General features: G+C 73.8%; 17 protein-coding genes. 14 read left to right on the forward strand and 3 right to left on the reverse strand.

Features of this window, described 5'->3' with window-relative positions:
• The first annotated feature begins 1 nt into the window (after position 1).
• From ACIDOF_RS11375 to ACIDOF_RS11390, 4 genes are all read left to right on the forward strand, one after another.
• Positions 2-811 carry a hypothetical protein gene (locus ACIDOF_RS11375; protein WP_409005671.1) on the forward strand — a complete coding sequence of 270 codons (810 nt, stop codon included), beginning with the start codon at positions 2-4 and terminating at the stop codon, positions 809-811.
• Positions 811-1,185: a nuclear transport factor 2 family protein gene (locus tag ACIDOF_RS11380; protein ID WP_409005752.1), complete on the forward strand. Its 375-nt coding sequence runs from the start codon at positions 811-813 to the stop codon at positions 1,183-1,185. Before ACIDOF_RS11375 ends, ACIDOF_RS11380 begins: the two co-directional genes overlap by 1 nt.
• A 4-nt stretch (positions 1,186-1,189) precedes the next feature.
• On the forward strand, positions 1,190-2,473 hold the full coding sequence (locus ACIDOF_RS11385; protein ID WP_409005672.1) for an ATP-grasp domain-containing protein: 1,284 nt from the start codon (positions 1,190-1,192) through the stop codon (positions 2,471-2,473).
• 264 nt (positions 2,474-2,737) lie between these two features.
• Positions 2,738-3,757, forward strand: a complete 1,020-nt coding sequence (locus ACIDOF_RS11390; protein ID WP_409005673.1) for a LysR family transcriptional regulator — start codon at positions 2,738-2,740, stop codon at positions 3,755-3,757.
• Positions 3,758-3,767: 10 nt separating this feature from the next.
• Here ACIDOF_RS11390 and ACIDOF_RS11395 read toward each other — a convergent pair whose 3' ends face one another.
• Positions 3,768-4,370, reverse strand: coding sequence for a CGNR zinc finger domain-containing protein (locus tag ACIDOF_RS11395; protein ID WP_409005674.1), 603 nt, complete (start codon positions 4,368-4,370; stop codon positions 3,768-3,770).
• A gap of 165 nt (positions 4,371-4,535) precedes the next feature.
• On the opposite strand from ACIDOF_RS11395, the gene ACIDOF_RS11400 reads away from it, so the two are divergent.
• The 10 genes from ACIDOF_RS11400 to ACIDOF_RS11445 all read left to right on the forward strand — a co-directional run bounded on the left by ACIDOF_RS11400 (position 4,536) and on the right by ACIDOF_RS11445 (position 14,985).
• Positions 4,536-5,933, forward strand: coding sequence for an MFS transporter (locus tag ACIDOF_RS11400; protein ID WP_409005675.1), 1,398 nt, complete (start codon positions 4,536-4,538; stop codon positions 5,931-5,933).
• A 224-nt stretch (positions 5,934-6,157) separates the two neighbouring features.
• Positions 6,158-6,412, forward strand: coding sequence for a phosphopantetheine-binding protein (locus ACIDOF_RS11405; RefSeq protein WP_409005676.1), 255 nt, complete (start codon positions 6,158-6,160; stop codon positions 6,410-6,412).
• The gene (locus tag ACIDOF_RS11410) at positions 6,370-7,185 is read left to right on the forward strand and encodes a thioesterase domain-containing protein (RefSeq protein WP_409005677.1); all 816 of its coding nucleotides are present in this window, start codon (positions 6,370-6,372) and stop codon (positions 7,183-7,185) included. Before ACIDOF_RS11405 ends, ACIDOF_RS11410 begins: the two co-directional genes overlap by 43 nt.
• Positions 7,182-7,928: an SDR family NAD(P)-dependent oxidoreductase gene (locus ACIDOF_RS11415; protein ID WP_409005678.1), complete on the forward strand. Its 747-nt coding sequence runs from the start codon at positions 7,182-7,184 to the stop codon at positions 7,926-7,928. The genes ACIDOF_RS11410 and ACIDOF_RS11415 overlap by 4 nt, the downstream gene beginning before the upstream one ends.
• 7 nt (positions 7,929-7,935) lie before the next feature.
• Complete coding sequence (locus ACIDOF_RS11420) at positions 7,936-9,225, forward strand: glutamate-5-semialdehyde dehydrogenase (RefSeq protein ID WP_409005679.1); 1,290 nt, start codon at positions 7,936-7,938, stop codon at positions 9,223-9,225.
• Positions 9,226-9,249: 24 nt separating this feature from the next.
• Positions 9,250-9,528, forward strand: coding sequence for an acyl carrier protein (locus ACIDOF_RS11425; RefSeq protein ID WP_409005680.1), 279 nt, complete (start codon positions 9,250-9,252; stop codon positions 9,526-9,528).
• A complete protein-coding gene (locus ACIDOF_RS11430; RefSeq protein ID WP_409005681.1) occupies positions 9,525-10,901 on the forward strand; it encodes a TrpB-like pyridoxal phosphate-dependent enzyme in 1,377 nt (458 codons plus the stop codon). The genes ACIDOF_RS11425 and ACIDOF_RS11430 overlap by 4 nt, the downstream gene beginning before the upstream one ends.
• Positions 10,891-12,138: an acyl carrier protein gene (locus tag ACIDOF_RS11435; protein ID WP_409005682.1), complete on the forward strand. Its 1,248-nt coding sequence runs from the start codon at positions 10,891-10,893 to the stop codon at positions 12,136-12,138. Before ACIDOF_RS11430 ends, ACIDOF_RS11435 begins: the two co-directional genes overlap by 11 nt.
• Positions 12,138-13,661, forward strand: a complete 1,524-nt coding sequence (locus tag ACIDOF_RS11440; RefSeq protein WP_409005683.1) for a class I adenylate-forming enzyme family protein — start codon at positions 12,138-12,140, stop codon at positions 13,659-13,661. The genes ACIDOF_RS11435 and ACIDOF_RS11440 overlap by 1 nt, the downstream gene beginning before the upstream one ends.
• A complete protein-coding gene (locus tag ACIDOF_RS11445) occupies positions 13,645-14,985 on the forward strand; it encodes a type III PLP-dependent enzyme (protein WP_409005684.1) in 1,341 nt (446 codons plus the stop codon). Before ACIDOF_RS11440 ends, ACIDOF_RS11445 begins: the two co-directional genes overlap by 17 nt.
• 41 nt (positions 14,986-15,026) lie before the next feature.
• Here ACIDOF_RS11445 and ACIDOF_RS11450 read toward each other — a convergent pair whose 3' ends face one another.
• Both ACIDOF_RS11450 and ACIDOF_RS11455 read right to left on the reverse strand, forming a co-directional pair.
• The gene (locus tag ACIDOF_RS11450; protein ID WP_409005685.1) at positions 15,027-16,235 is read right to left on the reverse strand and encodes an RNA-guided endonuclease InsQ/TnpB family protein; all 1,209 of its coding nucleotides are present in this window, start codon (positions 16,233-16,235) and stop codon (positions 15,027-15,029) included.
• Complete coding sequence (locus ACIDOF_RS11455) at positions 16,232-16,453, reverse strand: hypothetical protein (RefSeq protein ID WP_409005686.1); 222 nt, start codon at positions 16,451-16,453, stop codon at positions 16,232-16,234. Before ACIDOF_RS11455 ends, ACIDOF_RS11450 begins: the two co-directional genes overlap by 4 nt.
• Positions 16,454-16,483 lie beyond the last annotated feature (30 nt).

Consider the following 16,483-nt stretch of genomic DNA (forward strand, 5'->3'; position numbering starts at 1 on the left):
CATGGCCGACTACTTCAGATTCCAGGAGTACGGGACGTTCCGCGCCGACGCGGTCGTCGACGTGCTGCGCGGCGACCTGCTCGGCGTGGTGTTCCGGCAGGCGGTGTCCGCCGAGGTGTGCGCGACGCTCGCGGAGCGCTTCCGGTCGAGCCCCGCCCTGCGGGTCCGCGGCTCCGACGCGCCGGGCCACTATCTGGGCGCGTACCACTACCACAAGACCACCGAGGGCTACCTCGACGAGTCCGCCGCCGCCCGGGCCGCGCTGACGCGTGTCCTCGACCTGCCCGACGACCCGCTCGCCCGGATCCGCGCCCAGCTCGGCCGGGTGCTCGCCGAGGACGGCGTGACGTTCCGGACGGCGCGGCACGCGGGCCGCGAGGCGGGCCTCGCGCTGATCCGGTCCTGGCACGGGCGCGGCGCGTTCGCCCTCGCCCCGCACGAGGACCGGGCGCAGTGCCGGGAGCCGCGGCAGGCGGACTTCGAGATCCAGCGGATCGCGGACCGGCCGGTCGGCGCGATGAACCTGTGCCTGGAGAACGGCACGGGCGGGCGGCTGCGGGTCTGGGACCTGGAGCCGGACGACGCGCTGCGGGACCGGCTCGGCCTCACGTACACCGGCTCGCCGTACCCGATGGCGGAGCTCGACGGGGTCGAGAGCTGCACGCTCGACGTCGGGCCCGGCGACGTCTACTTCTTCAACGGCGCGCACGTGCACGCCGTCGAACCGGAACGGGATCCCGCGGCCCGGCGGACCACGCTGTCCGGGCTGCTCGGCTTCATCGACGAGAGGACCGTGGTGTCGTGGACGTGATGCTCGCCGCCCCGCCCGCACAGTCGGCGCGGGAGCTGGTCACCGCCCTGTTCGACATCGTCGACGGGCGCCGCTGGGACGACCTCGGCCGGGTCTTCGCCGACAACTGCGTGTACCGGCGGCCGGGCTACGAGCCGTTCGTCGGCCTGGAGCGGATCGAACGGTTCTACCGCGTGGAACGCGTCATCGCCTCGGGCCGCCACGACGTCGAACAGGTCGTCGCCGAGGGGGAGTCGATCGTGTGCCGGGGCCGGTTCCGCGGGCTGAGCCGCACCGGCGCCGTCCTCGACGAGGGCTTCTGCGACGTCCACACCCTGGCGCCGGACGGCCGCATCCGCGCCCGCCGCACCTACTTCGACCGCGCCGCGATCTGACGCCATGACCACCACGACGTCTGCCGCCATGACCACCGCGACATCAACTCCGGTGCGCCGCCTGGCCGTTGTCGATCCGTTCGGTCCGGGCGCGCTCATCGCGCCCGCGTTCCGGCGGCTCGGCTGGTCGTGCGTCGCCGTCACCACGACCGCCGGGCCGCCGCCCGTGCTCGCGCACACCTGGCGGGCCGGGGACTTCGACACGGTCCTCGCGTACGACGGTGACGACGCGGCCCTCGGCCGGGAGCTGCGGGCGCTGCGCGTGGCCGGGGTGGTGACGGGCCTGGAGACCGGCGGCCCGCTCGCGGACCGGTTGTGCGCCCGGCTGTTCCCCGGCCGGGGCAACCTGCCCGAACTCGCCGACGCCCGGCGGGACAAGGCCCGCACGCACGAGGCGCTCGCCGCGGCGGGGCTGCCGCATCTGCGGCAGGTGCGCACGGCCGACTTCGCCCGGGTCGAGGAGTGGCTGGCCGCCACCGGGCTCGACCGGGCCGACGCGGTGATCGTGAAGCCCGCGCGCAGCGCCGGCACGGACGCCGTCCGCCGGCTGCGCCCCGGCCCGGAGCTGCGGGCGGGTTTCGCCGCGACGGTGGGCCGCCGCAACGCGCTCGGCGAGGTCGAACGGGAGGCGCTGGTCCAGGAGTACGCGGTGGGCACCGAGTACAGCGTGGACACGTTCTCGGTCGACGGGGTGCACGACGTGTGCGGCGTGACGCGGTACGCGAAACGGTCCGCCGGGCAAGTCGTCGGCATCTACGAGTCGGTGGAGTTCCTCGGCCTGGACGACCCGGTGTGCGCCGGACTCGTCGGCTACGCGCGGCGGGTGCTCGACGCGCTCGGCGTCCGGTTCGGGCCCATGCACGCCGAGATCATGCTGCGCGAGGACGGCCCGGTGCTCATCGAGCTGAACGCGCGCATGGCCGGCGGGCAGATGCCGTTCCTGTCCCGCCTCGCCACCGGACGCAGTCAACTCGACCGGCTGACCGGCCACTTCGGCGGCGACGCGGAGCGCTCCGCGGGGTACGAGCTGCGCCGGCACGTGATGTCGGTGTTCGTCACCGCGCCCCGCTCGGGCGTCCTGGAGAACCCGGAGGTCCTGGCGAGCCTCGACCGGCTGCCCACGGCTGCCCGGTCCACGGTCGAGGTGCCCGCGGACGGGATCGTCGCGCGCACGTCGGACGTGTTCTCGGTCCTCGGCCGGGTGATCCTCGCCTCGCCCGACCGGGACCTGGTGCTGTGCGACCGCGCCCGCATCCGGCGCATCGAGCGGAGCCTGCGCATCGGCTGAATCGGCTGAGGCGGGCCGGAAACGGGCCGGGAACGGGCGGCAGGCGGGCCGCGGCGGGTGCGGCACATCGGGGACACGGCACGTTGCGGACACGTCCGACCCGGCGTCGCGGGGCGCACCCGCGCGCAGAATCGGGTCGACGACAGCAGCGTCGGGCTGACCACCCGGCCTCACCCAGGATCGAGGGTTGCCATGCTTCGTTTCCCACCCGGATCTCCCGTGGCCGACGCGCTCGTACAAGACGCGCGCACCTGGGCCTGAAAGATGAACATCAAGCATCTCAGTGCCTTCCTCGCAGTGGCCGAGGCCCGCAGTTTCACCCGGGCCGCACACCTGCTCGGGCTCGCCCAGCCGACCGTCACGACCCGCATCAAGTCGCTCGAACAGTCCCTGGACACCTCGCTGTTGAACCGCACCGCGGAGGGCGCGAGCCTCACTCCTGCGGGCCGCAGGCTGCAGCAGTACGCGCAGCGCATCGTGCACCTCAGCCGGCTCGCCGAGGAGTGCGTGTGCGACTCCCCGGAGGACAAGCCGTCCCTGGTGATCGGCGCGGGCGAGTGCGTCACCACGTACCGGCTGCTGCCGCTGATCGAGCATCTGCATCTGCGCCACCCGGCCCTGGAGCTGACCCTGCGGGCCCTGGACGACGACCCGGTGTCGCTCGTCCGGGACGAACGGGCCGACTGCGCCTTCTTCATCGGGCCGCGCGCCGACCCGCGCACGGCGGGGCCGGGGGTCCGGCTCGGCGTGCTGCGTCCGGAGCGGCTCGCCCTGGTGGCGCACCCGGAGCATCCGCTGACCGGCGTGCCGATCCGCTCGGCCCGCGACCTGGCCGGGCACACCCTCGCCTGCGCGCACCGCTGCAGCGGCTACCAGCAGGCCTTCGAGGACGAGCTGGCCGCCGTGGGCGCGCGGCCGGGCGGAGTGCTGTGCCTCGGCTCGGTCGACGCGGTGAAGCGGAGCGTCGCCGAGGGCATCGGGATGGCGCTGCTGCCGGAGGTGACGGTCGCGGACGAGCTGCTGCTCGGCCAGCTGCGCCGGGTCGCCTGGCAGCCGTCGTTCGAGGTGTTCGCGCAGTGCGTGTGGCGCCCGGGCCTCGACGACGACGCGCTGTTCCGCACGGTCCTCACGACGGCCCGCCAGGTGATGACCGAACAGGACGGCTTCGAGGAGGCGTACGAGAGCCCCCGCCCGGCCCGTCGTACGGAACCGGCGCGTCGTACGGAGGTCCGCCGCACGGAGCCCGTCCGCCGTACGGAACCGGCGCTGCGGAGGGCCGGTTAGGGCGGGTGTGTCAGGGGCGGGTCGTCGTCGTGGCGGTCTGGCGGGCCGCGTACCGCCTGGCCTTGTTGCGGTTGCCGCAGACGCGCATCGAGCACCAGCGGCGGCTGCGGTTCTTGGACACGTCCCAGAACACCCAGGCGCAGGCGTGCTCGGCGCACCGCTTGAGGCGGGCGGCCTCCCCCGTGACGACCAGCTCGCTCCAGGCGACGGCGATGGAGGCGAGGGCGCGCCGGACCGGGGTGAGGGCCGGGTCGGGGGTGAGGGCGCCGGTGCGGCCGGCGGATCCGACGGAGCCGCCCGAGCCGCCCGAGCCGCCCGAGCCGACGGTGACGAACACCGGGAGCGCGCGCAGCGCCTCGTCGGCGGCGGTCAGGTGGGCCGGGTCGGCGGCGTCCCCGACGTTGGCGCCCAGTTCCTCGCGGATGCCCGCGCGCAGCCGCAGGCACAGGGCGTGGTCCTCGGCGGTCACGCGGCGGCCGCGGTCGAGGAGTTCCTGTGCGGTCAGCCAGGCGGAGAGCTTGCTCGCCGTGTCCAGTTCGTCGGTGCCGAGCTCGACGTCGACCGTGTTGGCGAAGGCCTCCACCAGTCGCGCCGATGCCGGGGCGTCGATCATGCGCCACCTCCTCGTCTGCGCCCAGGCTACACCCGCCGTAACCGGCTATCCAGTTTGCCGGGTAGCGAGACGGGGCCGAACCGTGCCAGACTCAGCCCGAAGACCTCACCACCAAACGCGTTAGCCAGTTAGTCAGCAAGTCCGTTGGCCAGTCAGGAGACTGCGATGAGCGACCAGGCCGTGCAGACCGCGGAGGCGCCCGCCCCCGCCGCGGCGCCCACCCCGTCCCCGTCCCCGGCTCCCCCACCGCCACCGGCCGCGGCGCAGACGTCGAAGACGTCGAAGACGTCGTTACGGGAGGGCGGGCGCGGCACCCGCAACTCCGTGGTCCTGCTGGTCTTCACGGCCGTCACCAACCTCGCGGACGGCGTCACCAAGGTCGTGCTGCCGCTGCTCGCCACCGCCGCGTCCGGCTCGCCCGCGCAGGTCACCTCCGTGTCGCTCACCCTGTCGCTGCCGTGGCTCCTGGTGGCGCTGCACGTCGGCGTCCTCGTCGACCGCGTCGACCGCCGCCGGCTGCTGTGGGGGGCGAACGCGCTGCGGCTGCTCGCGATCGGCGCGCTGATCCAGGTCGCCCTGTCCGACGGCATCACCATCGGCGTGCTCTGCGCCGTCGGCGCCACCCTCGGCGTCGCTGAGGTCGTCGCCCTCACCGCGGCCTCCGCCCTGATCCCCTCCGTCGTCCCGCCCGCCGGACGGGAGCGCGCCAACGCCTGGATCACCGGCGCCGAGACGGTCTGCAACGAGTTCTGCGGACCGTTCTTCGGCGGCCTGCTCCTCGCCGCCGGCACCGGCATCGCCCTCGGCACGACCTGGGTGGCCTACCTCGCCGCGGCCCTCGTCCTGGTCCTCCTCACCGGCCGCTTCCGGGCCGTACGACAGCACAGCGACGGTGACGACGGCGGGAGCGGCGACGGCGGGAGCGGCGTGCCGCAGCCGCGGGAGAGCGTCAACCAGCAGATCCGCGGCGGCCTGCGCTACCTCTGGCAGCAGCGGATGCTGCGCACCATGGCGCTGATCCTGACCGTGCTCTGCGCCTGCTGGGGCGCCTGGCTCGCCCTGCTGCCGCTGTTCGCCACGCAGGCCATGCACCTGACGTCGCATCAGTACGGCACTGTGCTCAGCGCGTTGGGCATCGGCGGCCTGCTCGGCGCGGTCGCGGTCACCTGGCTGAACCGGGCCTTCAGCCGCCGCTGGGTGATGTTCGCCGACCTCGTCGGCACCTTCGGGATGATGGCCGTGCCCGCCCTGACCACCCAGCTGTGGGCGGTCACCGCGGCGGCGTTCGCGGGCGGCATGGGCGGCACGGTGTGGGCCGTGAACGCCCGCACCATCGGGCAGCGGCTCGTGCCCGACGACATGCTCGGCCGCTACAACGCCGTGGCCCGGCTGTTCAGTTGGGGCGCCATGCCGATCGGCGCGGGCCTGATCGGGCTGCTCGCCGAGTGGTTCGGCATGCGCACGGCGTTCCTGGTGTTCGCCGCGGCGACCGCCCTGACCGTCGTGCCGTTCCTCCGCATGGTCACCCCGGCGGCCCTCGCGGAGGTCTTCGACGACGAGTGACCGACGGGCGCGTACGAGGAACCGGAACCCGGGTCGCCGACCCGGGTTCTCCTTTTGCAATTCCCTTTCCCGATGCTCGCCATCGGGTTTTCCGAATTTCTCTCACCGGCGGTCATCAACTTCACGAATAGGCGCTCAATTCCGCCGTTGACCGTTCTTCCGCAATTCCTGAATCATCTCTCGGGCGTCAGCAACGTGGCAGCTCCCGGAGGGGATTCTTCGCAATGAGCCGTACGGACGAAACCACCGACAGGCACGTCGTCTCCGTGATCAGCAGGCATGTGCGCGTGCCGTTCACCGCGTCCTCGTCGCTCGCCGAGGCGGGAATCGACTCCCTGTCCGTCCTGCGGATCGCCGGGGAAATCATTCCCGATCCGGACGCCGAGATCGACCCCTCGGGCCTGGCCGCCGTCCGCACGGTCGGCGAACTGCAGGAATGGCTGGGCTCGTTGCTCGTACCGGCCGGGCCCGCCCGGTGACCGCCGCCGTGCAGCGCACCCCGCTGCTGATCCCGCTCGCCCAGCGGCCGGGCCCGCTGCCCGCCGTGCTGATCCACCCGGCGGGCGGCGGACTCGGCCAGTACCTCGCGCTCGCGGGGCGGCTCGCCCGGCACGGCGCCGTGCACGGCATCCGCGCCGCCGGACTGCTGCCCGACGAGGAGCCGCAGGACAGCGTCGCCGCGATGACGGACGCCTACCTGCGGCTGATCGAGGCCCTGCCGGAGCGGCCCCGGCTGCTCGCCGGCTGGTCCCTCGGCGGCGTCCTGGCCTGGGAGTTGGCGGCACGGCTCGCCGCGGACGGGCCGGCGCCCGCCGTCGCCCTCGTCGACAGCTTCGCCGCCCACGACGTGTTCGACGCGGGTGAGCGGGCCGGGTTCCGGGAAGCGATCGAGCAGTCCGTGAGCACCCTGGGCAGCGGCCCCGACATCGCCCGCGCCCGCGCGACCGCCGAGGCGCACGTCACCGCGAGCACCGCGCACCGCACCCGCGTCCGCGGCTCGGGCCCGGCGCTCCTGGTCGCCTGCGCGAGCCCGTACCGGGAGCAACAGGTCGCGCGCTGGGGCGAGTTGGCGGACCGGCTGACCGTACGCGCCCTGGACTGCGGGCACTTCGACGTGTTCGAGCCCGCCCACCAGCCGGCCCTCCTCGGCCACGTGGACGCGTTCCTCGCCGAGCTCACCGCCGGACCCGAGGTGCCCGAAGCCGTACCCGGGGCCGAACTCACCGCCGTACCCCGGAAGGACAAGTCATGACCGCCGAGCAGCGGCTGCCTCTCGCCGTCGTCACCGGCGGCACCCGCGGCATCGGGCTCGCCCTGTCGCGGCGGCTCGTCCGGCTCGGGCACCGCACGGTCGCCCTCTACCGCTCCGACAAGGACGCCGCCGAGGAGGCGGCCGCCGAGCACGGGTTCACCGCCGTCCGCACCGACATCGGCGACCCGGGCGCGGTACGGGCCACGGCGCGGGCGATCCTCGACGCGCACGGCGCCCCGCGGGTCCTGGTGAACAACGCCGGCATCAACATCGACCGGCCCTTCCTCGACCTCACCGAGTCCGACTGGCAGCGCGTCCTGGACACCAACCTGTCCGGCCCGTTCCACCTCACCCAGGCGTTCGCCCCGGCGATGCTCGACGCGGGCGGCGGCACCGTCGTCAACGTCGGCGCCACCACCGGCATCCGGCCCCGTGCCAACGGCGTCAACTACGCCGCCGCCAAGGCGGGGCTGCTCCAGCTCACCAAGTGCCTCGCGACCGAGCTGGCGCCCACCGTCCGGGTCAACTGCCTGATCCCCGGCATGACCGAGACCGAGGAGCTCGTCACCCGGTTCCGGCTGAACGAACCGCAGCACCGCGCCGCCGTGCTGTCCGAGATCCCGCAACGACGCATCGGTTCCACCGAGGACGTCGCCGACGCCCTGGAGTACCTCGTCGGCCCGCTCAGCGCCTACGTCACCGGCCAGAAACTGATCGTCGACGGCGGCCAGTTCATGTGGTAGGAGACCCATGACCGAGCAGATACTGACCTCCGCGCGCGCTGCCCTCGCAGCCGCTCCCCCGACCGGCGACCCGGCGTACACCCGCTACTGCCACGAGCTCGCCGCCCGCCTCGCCGACCACTGGCCCACGGTCCTCAAGGCCAACGCCGACGACGTCGCGCAGGCCGAACAGCGGGGCCTGCCGCCCGTGCTGCTCGACCGGCTCCGCCTGACCGACGCCCACCTGGACCAGCTGCGCCGCCTCACCGAGGCCGTGCTCGGTGAACTCCCCGCCGTGACCGGGCCCGGCGAGGCCGTGCCCGTCGCCGGGTGGGGCGTGCGCCGCCGCGCGCCCAAACCGCTCGGCGTGGTGTTCATGGTGTACGAGGCCCGGCCCACCGTGACCGTGGAGGGCGCGCTGCTGCCCGTCGCCGTCGGCAACGCCGTGCTGCTGCGCGGCGGCAAGGAGATCGCCCGTACGAACGCGGCCCTGGCCGGTGTGGCGCGGGAGGCGCTGGAGGCGGCCGGGCTGCCCGCGGAGCTGGTCACCGTGCTCGACGACCCGGACCGGGCGCAGCTGCGGGCGCTGCTGAAGCGGCCCGACGCCATCGACGTGCTCGTGCCGCGCGGCAGCCCGTCCCTCATCGACCACTGCCGCAGCGCCAGTTCGATCCCGGTGATCGCCAGCGGCGGCGGCGTCAACCACGTGTACGTGCACCGCAGCGCCGACCTCGCGCTCGCCGCGGAGGTCGCCCTCGACAGCAAGCTGCCGGAGCCGACGGCCTGCAACACCGCCGAGCTGATGCTCGTCGACGCGGACGTCGCGGCCGCCTTCGTGGCCGAGGTGACCGCCGCCGCCGAGCGCGACGACCGGCCGGTGACGATACGACTCGACCGGCGTGTGCCGCGCCCCGAAGGCGCGGGCGAGGACCGGCCATGGCGGATCGCGGAGCTCCAGGAGCACGACTTCGGCCGGGAGTTCCTCGACGCCACCATCGGCGTGTGCCCGGTCGACGGCCTGGACGAGGCGGTCGCGCACATCCGCCGGCACGGCTCGGCGCACACCGAGGGCGTGCTCGCCGAGGACCCGGCCGTGGCCGAGGAGTTCACCCGCCGCGTCGACGCCGCCGCGATCGTCGTCAACGGCTCGCTGCGGCTGCACGACGGGCCCACGCTCGGGCTCGGCTCCGAGATCTCCATCAGCACCGGGCGCATGCACGTGCGGGGTCCGGTCACGCTCGGCGCGCTCGTCACCCACAGCTGGGTCGTCGAGGCGCACGGCACGCTGCGCAGCTCCGTTCCCGCACGGCAGTCCTGAACCCGACCTTCCCTGGAGGAGCACATGATCACCGGCCTCGACCGAGCCGCCGTCGCCGAGAGCGTCAAGCGCGTGGTCATCGCCGAGTCCCGGCTGTCGCTGCAGCCGTCCGACATCGACGACCACGAGCCGCTCGACGGGGAGCTGCTGCGGGTCAACTCGCTCGGTTTCGTGGGCATGCTGGTGCGCCTGGAGGACGAGCTGGACGTCGTCCTGCCCGACGACCTGTTCGTCGGCCGCAGCTTCCGCACCGTGGCCGACCTGACCGAGGTCGTACACGCCGGGGCGGAGGCGGCCCGATGAGCCCGGCCGGCGTGCCCGACCGCTGGCGGAGCGTGCTGCCGCACCTGGCCGAGCCGCTGCCGCCCGACCACACCCCGCAGACCGCGTCCGGCTCGGGCGTGCAGGTCAACCTGCCGATGGAGCTGGTGCGGCAGAGCGTACGGCCGAAGGAGTTCTGGGACATCCCCGCCGAGGTCGTCGACGCCTACCGGGCGTTCCGGCCCACGCCGCTGTGGCGCGCGAAGGGCTTCGAGCGCGCGGTCGGCGCCCGCGTGCCGGTGTACGTGAAGTACGAGGGCGGCAACATCTCCGGCAGCCACAAGCTCAACACCGCACTCGCGCAGGCCTACTACTACGCGCGGGCCGGCGTGAAGGAGCTGGTCAGCGGCACCGGCGCCGGGCAGTGGGGCACCGCCCTCGCGGCGGCGTGCGCGCTGTTCGGCATGAAGTGCACGGTGTTCATGGTCGGCAACAGCCTGCGCCGCAAGCCGTACCGGGGCACCCTGATGCGCACCCTCGGCGCCACCGTGCACGCCAGCCCGACCACCCTGACGGAGGTCGCCAAGCAGGCGGAGGCCGGGGTCAACAGCCTGTCCCTGGCGATCGGCGAGGCCGTGGAGTACGCGTCCCGCACCGAGGGCGCCGCGTTCTGCATCGGCAGCGGCGAGACGTACAGCATCCTGCACCAGTCGGTGATCGGCCTGGAGGCCGCCGACCAACTCGCCGCCCTGGACGCCGAGTTCGACGCGGTCGTCGGCTGTGTCGGCGCGGGCTCCAACTTCGGCGGGATCGCCCTGCCGTTCTTCGCGTCCGCCGCCGAGGCGGGCACCGAGCCGCCGCTCCTGGTCGCCGCCGAGTCCAGCACGACGCCGAAGCTCACACGCGGCACGTACGCCTACGACCGTACGGACGCCACCGGCACCGGGCCGATGGAGGCGATGTACACCATCGGCAGCTCGTACCCGATCCCCGACTCGCACTCGGCGGGCCTGCGCTTCCACGGCGCGGCCAAGGTGCTGTCCGCGATGCGGCACCGGGACGAGATCGCCGCCACGGCCGTCGGGCAGGTCCAGGCCCTGGACGCGGGGCGGCTGTTCACGCGCGGCGAGATGGTGCTGCCCGCACCGGAGTCGGGGCACGCCCTGGCCGCCGCGGCGAGCCTCGCGGGCGGCGGCGCCGAGGGCAGCAACGGCCTGCTGCGCGCCGAGAAGGGCGTCGTGGTGTGCGTCAGCGGCCACGGCTATCTCGACCTGGGCGCCTACCAGCAGCTCCTGGACGGCGAGTTGACCGACGAGGCCCCCGACCCGCAGGCGCTGCGCCTAGCGATGGGCGGCCTGGACCCGGTCGACGGGGCGCGGCAGCTCACGGGGGCGGGAGCCGGTCATGGCCGCTGACACCCTGACGGACTCAGGCGCGGTGCACACGGACGCGGGCCCGGACTCCGGCGCGGTCGACTGCCGGCTCTTCGACTGCATCCAGGTCAACCTGGCGCTCCTCGCGGACCGTTGGCACGGCCCCGGGACCTCCCTGTACGCGGGCGCCGCACTGCGGTTCCGTCCCGTGCCGGGCCCCGGCGGGCTGCCCACGGTGGAGGAGCCCACGTCCGGCCAGCTCGACCGGACGGCCCGCGCGCTCGGCCTCGTCGTACGCGACCGGCACGGCGTCGGACCGGGCGAGGAGCTCACCGCGGCGGAGGGCCGCTATGTGGTGGCCGACGCGTGGCACCTGCCGTGGGTGCCGTACTTCGGGCACCGGCACATGGACCACAGCTTCCTGCTCGAACCGGCGGACGGCGGCGCCGTCGTCGTCGACGGCTACCACAACGAGACCCCGTGGGGCAGCGCCCGCCCGGTCCGCCGCCCGATCAGCGCCGACGACCTGGCGGCGGCCGTACCCGCGGGCGCCCTCGCCGTCACCCTCGCCCCCGCCGCCGCCCCGGCCGGCGCTGAGCCCGAACTCGACTTCGCGGACGCCGAGTCGAGGGCCCGTTACGTCGCGGCGTACGCCGAGCACGACGACCGGGTCGCCGCCCTGGACCGGCTCACCCTGGAGACCTGGCTGCTCGCCCGCTCCCGCAGGCTGCACGCCGCGTTCCGCGCCCGCACCGGCACGCTGCCCGAGGGCGCCGAGGACCACGTCCGGGCCTGGGAGTCCCTCGCCGAGAGCGTGTACGTCGGCTACCGCCGGGCCGAGCGCGGCCGTCCGGAACCGCGCGACCTGTACGTACGCCTGGCCGACCGGCTCGACCGGGACCTGGACGTGTTCGGCGCCGCGGCCGTCCGCATGCCCGAGCCCGCCGCCGACGCCCCGACCGCCCCGGCCACCGCCCCCGCCGCGCTCCGCGAGCAGGTCGCGGCCGCCGCCGGCACGGTGCTCAGGGCCGACCCCGCCGCGCTGCTCGACGGGCGGGCGCTCGCGGACATGCCCGGCTACACCTCGTTCCGGGTGGTGGAGATCGTCGAGCGGCTCGAACGCGAACTGTCCCTGGAGTTCGCCGCGGACGACCTCGTACCGGAGAACCTGCACCACGTCGACGGCCTCTGCCGCATCGTCCTGCGCGCCCGCTCCGCGTCGACGGCCGCCGACGCCCGCACCGGCACCCGCACCGTCGCCCGCACCGGAGGGAACTGATGTCCACGCACCCCACGCTGCTGCACGACCTGCTCGACCGGGCCGCCGCGCACTGGCCCGAGCGGCCCGCGGTCACCAGCGGCGAGCACACCCTCGACTACCGTCGACTCGACGCCGCCTCCCGCAAGTTGGCGGCCTGGCTGCGCGCCGCCGGGATCGAACGCGGCGACCGCCTGGTGATCTGCGCGCCCGGCCACGTCGCCCTCGCCGCCCTCGTGTACGCGGCCTCCCGCGCGGGAGTGGCCTTCTCGCTGCTGCACGAGCAGGTGCGCGGCCTCCAGCTCGACCACGTACTGGACGACTGCGAACCCGCGCTGCTCGTCACCGACGACCCCGACTCGCAGGCCGCGGCGCAGCGCCGGGGCGTGCGGACCGCGACCGTCGACGCCGTGGCGGCCTGCGCCTTCGCCGACGGACCCGCGCCCGAAGCGCCCGCCGCGCTCCCCGCCCCGCCGCTCGCCGTGGACCCGGTGTGCCTGATCTACACCTCGGGCACCACATCGCTGCCGAAGGCCGTCGTCACCACCCACCAGCAGCTCGCCTTCGCCGTCGAGGCCATCCAGTCGGTGCTCGCCTACCGCCCCGACGACGTCGTCTACAGCCCGCTGCCGCTCTCCTTCGACTACGGCCTCTACCAGCTGTTCCTGTCGACCCGCGCGGGCGCCCGGCTGTGGCTCGGCCGCCCCGCCGAGGTGGGGCCCGCGCTGCTCGGCAACCTCGTGCGCGCCTCCGCCACCGTCCTCGCGGCGGTCCCGGCCGTCGCGGACGCCCTGTCCCGGCTGCTTCGCAGGGCCCGTACGGAACGGCCGCCGCTGCGGCTGCTCACCAACACCGGCGCGGCGATGCCCGCCGAGACGCTGCGGGCACTGCGCGCGGCCCTGCCCGGCCTCTCGGTGCAGCTGATGTTCGGCCTGACCGAGTGCAAGCGCGCCACGATCATGCCGCCCGACGGTGACCTGGCCAGGCCCGGCTCCAGCGGCGTCGCGCTGCCCGGCACCGAGGTGTTCGTCGTCGACGACGAGGGCAGGCGCCGGCCGCCCGGCGAGATCGGCGAGATCGTGGTGCGCGGCCCGCACGTCATGTCCGGCTACTGGCGCCGCCCCGAACTCACCGCCCAGCGCTTCCACCGCGCCGACGGCCTCTTCCCGCAGCTGCACACCGGCGACTACGGCTGGGTGGACGAGGAGGGCTATCTGTACTTCGACGGACGGCGCGACGACATCTACAAGGAGAACGGCTTCCGCGTCAGCGCCACCGAGGTCGAGGCCGCCGCCCGGCGCGTGCCCGGCGTCGTCCAGGCCGCCGTCCTGGCCCCGCAGGACGGCGCGCCCGCCCTGCTGTTCACGGTCGGCGAGGCGGCGTCCGCCGAGGTCCTCGTCGGCATGCGGGAGCAGATCGAGGAGTTCAAGATCCCCCGCCGCTGCCTGGTCGTCGACGCCCTGCCGCTCACCGGCAACGGCAAGGTCGACCGCAAGGCGCTGGCCGCGACGGCACAGGAGGCGGACCGTGTCCGAGCCCAGTGACCCGCTGCCCGTTCCGCCCGAGCTGCTCGCGTCCGTACCCACCCCGGCGTACGTCTACGACCTGGCCGAAGTGCGCCGCAACCACGAGGCGTTGACCGGGGCGCTGCCCGCCGGGGCCGGCCTCTACTACTCGCTGAAGGCCAACGCCCACCCGGCCGTCCTGACCGCGCTGCGCGAGCGCGGCACGCTGCCCGAGGTGTGCTCGACCGGCGAGCTGGACGCCGCCCTCGCCGCGGGCTGGCCCGCCGGGGACGTGCTCTACACCGGGCCCGGCAAGCGGGACGAGGAGATCGACGACGCGCTGCGCCGAGGCGTGCGGCTTTTCTCCGTCGACTCCGCGCACGCCGTCGAGCAGCTGGACGCGCGCGCCGAACGCCTCGGGGCCGACGCGCGGTGCCTGCTGCGGATCAACGACGACCAGCCGGTGCCGGGCCAGGGCCTGGCGATGACCGGTGTGCCCTCGCAGTTCGGCGCCGACACCCGCTGGGTGCTCGACGAGCCGGCCCGGTTCGCGAGCCGCCCGCACGCCGAAGTCGTCGGCCTGCACCTGTACATGGGCACCAACCTCGGGCAGGTCGACGCGCTGCTCGGCCAGTTCGCCCGCTCCCTGCGCACCGCCCGCACCCTCGCGGCGGCACTCGCCGAGCACGGCGTACGGCTCCGCGTCCTGGACCTGGGCGGCGGCTTCGGCGCGCCGTTCGCGGCGGCGGGCGAGCGCATCGACCTGTCCGGACTGCGGCCCGGCCTCACGGCGCTGATCGACGAGCAACTCACCCTGCTCGGCCGGGAGTTGGACGACACCGACGCCGACCGCCCGCAGGTCGTCTTCGAGTCCGGCCGCTACCTCGTGGGCACCGCGGGCGTGCTGCTCTCGGCCGTCCTCGACGTGAAGCGGTCGCACGGCAAGGACGTCGTCGTCCTGGAGTCCGGCATCAACCACCTCGGCGGCATGTCGGGCCTGCGCCGCCTCCCGGCCCTCAACCCGCACCTGGTGACAGGCCCCGCTCCGGACCGCGAGGGAGGCCTCGAAGCCCTGGTCGCCGGGCCGCTCTGCACACCCCTCGACACCTGGGCGCGGTCCGCCCGGCTGCCCGCGCTGCGCCCCGGCGACGTGGTCGCGGTGCCCAACGTCGGCGCGTACGGGCTGAGCGCCAGCCTCGTCGCGTTCCTCGGCCATCCGCTGCCCGTGGAGGCCGTCGTCGACGGCGACCGTCCCGGCGCCGCCCCCGCCCTGACCCGCCTGACCTTCGAGCGCCACCCCGCCGAACCCCCGCACCGCCCCGCCCCCGACCGCGACACCGCCGACCTAGGAGTGAAGTGGTGACTCCGCCCACGCCTAGTCGCGCGGGCTTCCTGCGTCGGAGGCTAAGCCGCCGCGCAGAGGGCCAGCCCGGCCCTGTTGAAGACATTCGTCGCGCCGACGTGGTCCGCGTTGGCCGCGAACCCACATCTGCCGCACTCGAACTTCGCTTGGGTGACTCGGTTCTCCTTCGCGACGTGCCCGCACTCGGGGCACGTTCGGGAGGTGTTGCGCGCATCCACCGGGACCACGAGGCGACCGGCACTCTCAGCCTTGTTCGCCAGGATTCCGAGGAACTGCGCCCAACCCGCGTCGAGGATGCTGCAGTTGAGCCCGGCCTTCGCGGCAGCGCCGTTCGGCCGAAAGCTGCTGGGCCGGCCGGGGTCGGGCTTGGGAGCAGGACGCTTGGTCATGCCCGCCGTGTTCAAGCTCTCATGCGCGATCACGCCGTAGTCACGGACCAGTTCACGGGCGGTCTTGTGGTGGAAGTCAGCGCGCTGCCGTCGGATCTTGGCGTACAGCTTGGCAACCTTCCGGGCTGCCGCGCGGTGGCGCTTGGTGCGTTGCCGAGTCCGGTGGGGGAACGTCGCGAGGTGCCTCTGCGCTTCGGCCAGTTCGTCGGCCATCGCCTGGAGGAAGCGCGGGTTGGCGATGTGCTCGCCGTCGGAAGTGGTCAGGAAGTGGGCGACGCCCATGTCGATGCCGACGATCGCCTCGGTGGGCGAAAGCTCTTCGGCCGGGATCTCGTCGCAGGAGAGGACGACGTACCAGCGATTCCCCTCGCGCTTCACCGAGACCGTCTTGACCCGGCCCTGCACAGGCCGGTGCTGGTGCACTCGGACGTGCCCGACCCCTTGAAGGCGGACGCGGGTCTGGCGGTCGCGCGGGGCGGAGTCCCAGCGGCAGCCGTCCCCGTCCTTGGGGAAGGTGACGGTGTCGAAGTGCCCGACACCCTTGAACCTCGGGTAGCCCGGGATCTGCCCTGCCTTGACGCGTCGGAAGAAGGCAGCGAACGCCTTGTCCAGGCGGCGCAAGGTGGCCTGCTGGGAGGAGAACGACCAGCGGCCCTGACGCTCCGGGTCGAAGGCCCGGATCTCCTTGAGTTGAACGGACTGGTCCCCGTAGCGGACGGTGGTCTTCGACACGTGCCGGTAGGCGTCCCGACGTTCCTGCAACGCCGCGTTGTACAACGAGCAGTGGTCCCGCAGCATCTCGCCCAGAGCGGCCGCCTGCCGGGCTGTGGGGCGGAGGAGGAATTTGTACGCGCGGATCACGCCTTGCGCCTCCGCTCCGCCCGCAGGCCTTCAGCCAGGAGGATGCACGCGGCAGCGTTGATCGAGATACCCGCCGCGTCGGCGAACTCCCCGACCTGTCGTTTCAAGTCCGGGGGAACGCGAAGATTCAGCGACTCCCGGCGATCCCCTCTGGCCACAACCAAAATGCTACCAAATTGGTCGCAGGTCAGGTCGAGGCCAGACTCTGCGCTGCTCACGCAGCGAAGCGAAGAATCCAATTCCCCCGC

This window comes from Streptomyces sp. Da 82-17 (genome assembly GCF_046098215.1).
Lineage (GTDB): Bacteria > Actinomycetota > Actinomycetes > Streptomycetales > Streptomycetaceae > Streptomyces.

Coding starts and splice junctions, on each gene's coding strand:
- ACIDOF_RS11440 (WP_409005683.1), top strand. CDS start 12,138: ATGTCCACGCACCCCACGCTGCTGCACGACCTGCTCGACCGGGCCGCC.
- ACIDOF_RS11420 (WP_409005679.1), top strand. CDS start 7,936: ATGACCGAGCAGATACTGACCTCCGCGCGCGCTGCCCTCGCAGCCGCT.
- ACIDOF_RS11385 (WP_409005672.1), top strand. CDS start 1,190: ATGACCACCACGACGTCTGCCGCCATGACCACCGCGACATCAACTCCG.
- ACIDOF_RS11375 (WP_409005671.1), top strand. CDS start 2: ATGGCCGACTACTTCAGATTCCAGGAGTACGGGACGTTCCGCGCCGAC.
- ACIDOF_RS11435 (WP_409005682.1), top strand. CDS start 10,891: ATGGCCGCTGACACCCTGACGGACTCAGGCGCGGTGCACACGGACGCG.
- ACIDOF_RS11405 (WP_409005676.1), top strand. CDS start 6,158: ATGAGCCGTACGGACGAAACCACCGACAGGCACGTCGTCTCCGTGATC.
- ACIDOF_RS11400 (WP_409005675.1), top strand. CDS start 4,536: ATGAGCGACCAGGCCGTGCAGACCGCGGAGGCGCCCGCCCCCGCCGCG.
- ACIDOF_RS11415 (WP_409005678.1), top strand. CDS start 7,182: ATGACCGCCGAGCAGCGGCTGCCTCTCGCCGTCGTCACCGGCGGCACC.
- ACIDOF_RS11390 (WP_409005673.1), top strand. CDS start 2,738: ATGAACATCAAGCATCTCAGTGCCTTCCTCGCAGTGGCCGAGGCCCGC.
- ACIDOF_RS11430 (WP_409005681.1), top strand. CDS start 9,525: ATGAGCCCGGCCGGCGTGCCCGACCGCTGGCGGAGCGTGCTGCCGCAC.
- ACIDOF_RS11425 (WP_409005680.1), top strand. CDS start 9,250: ATGATCACCGGCCTCGACCGAGCCGCCGTCGCCGAGAGCGTCAAGCGC.
- ACIDOF_RS11410 (WP_409005677.1), top strand. CDS start 6,370: ATGGCTGGGCTCGTTGCTCGTACCGGCCGGGCCCGCCCGGTGACCGCC.
- ACIDOF_RS11380 (WP_409005752.1), top strand. CDS start 811: ATGCTCGCCGCCCCGCCCGCACAGTCGGCGCGGGAGCTGGTCACCGCC.
- ACIDOF_RS11395 (WP_409005674.1), bottom strand. CDS start 4,370: ATGATCGACGCCCCGGCATCGGCGCGACTGGTGGAGGCCTTCGCCAAC.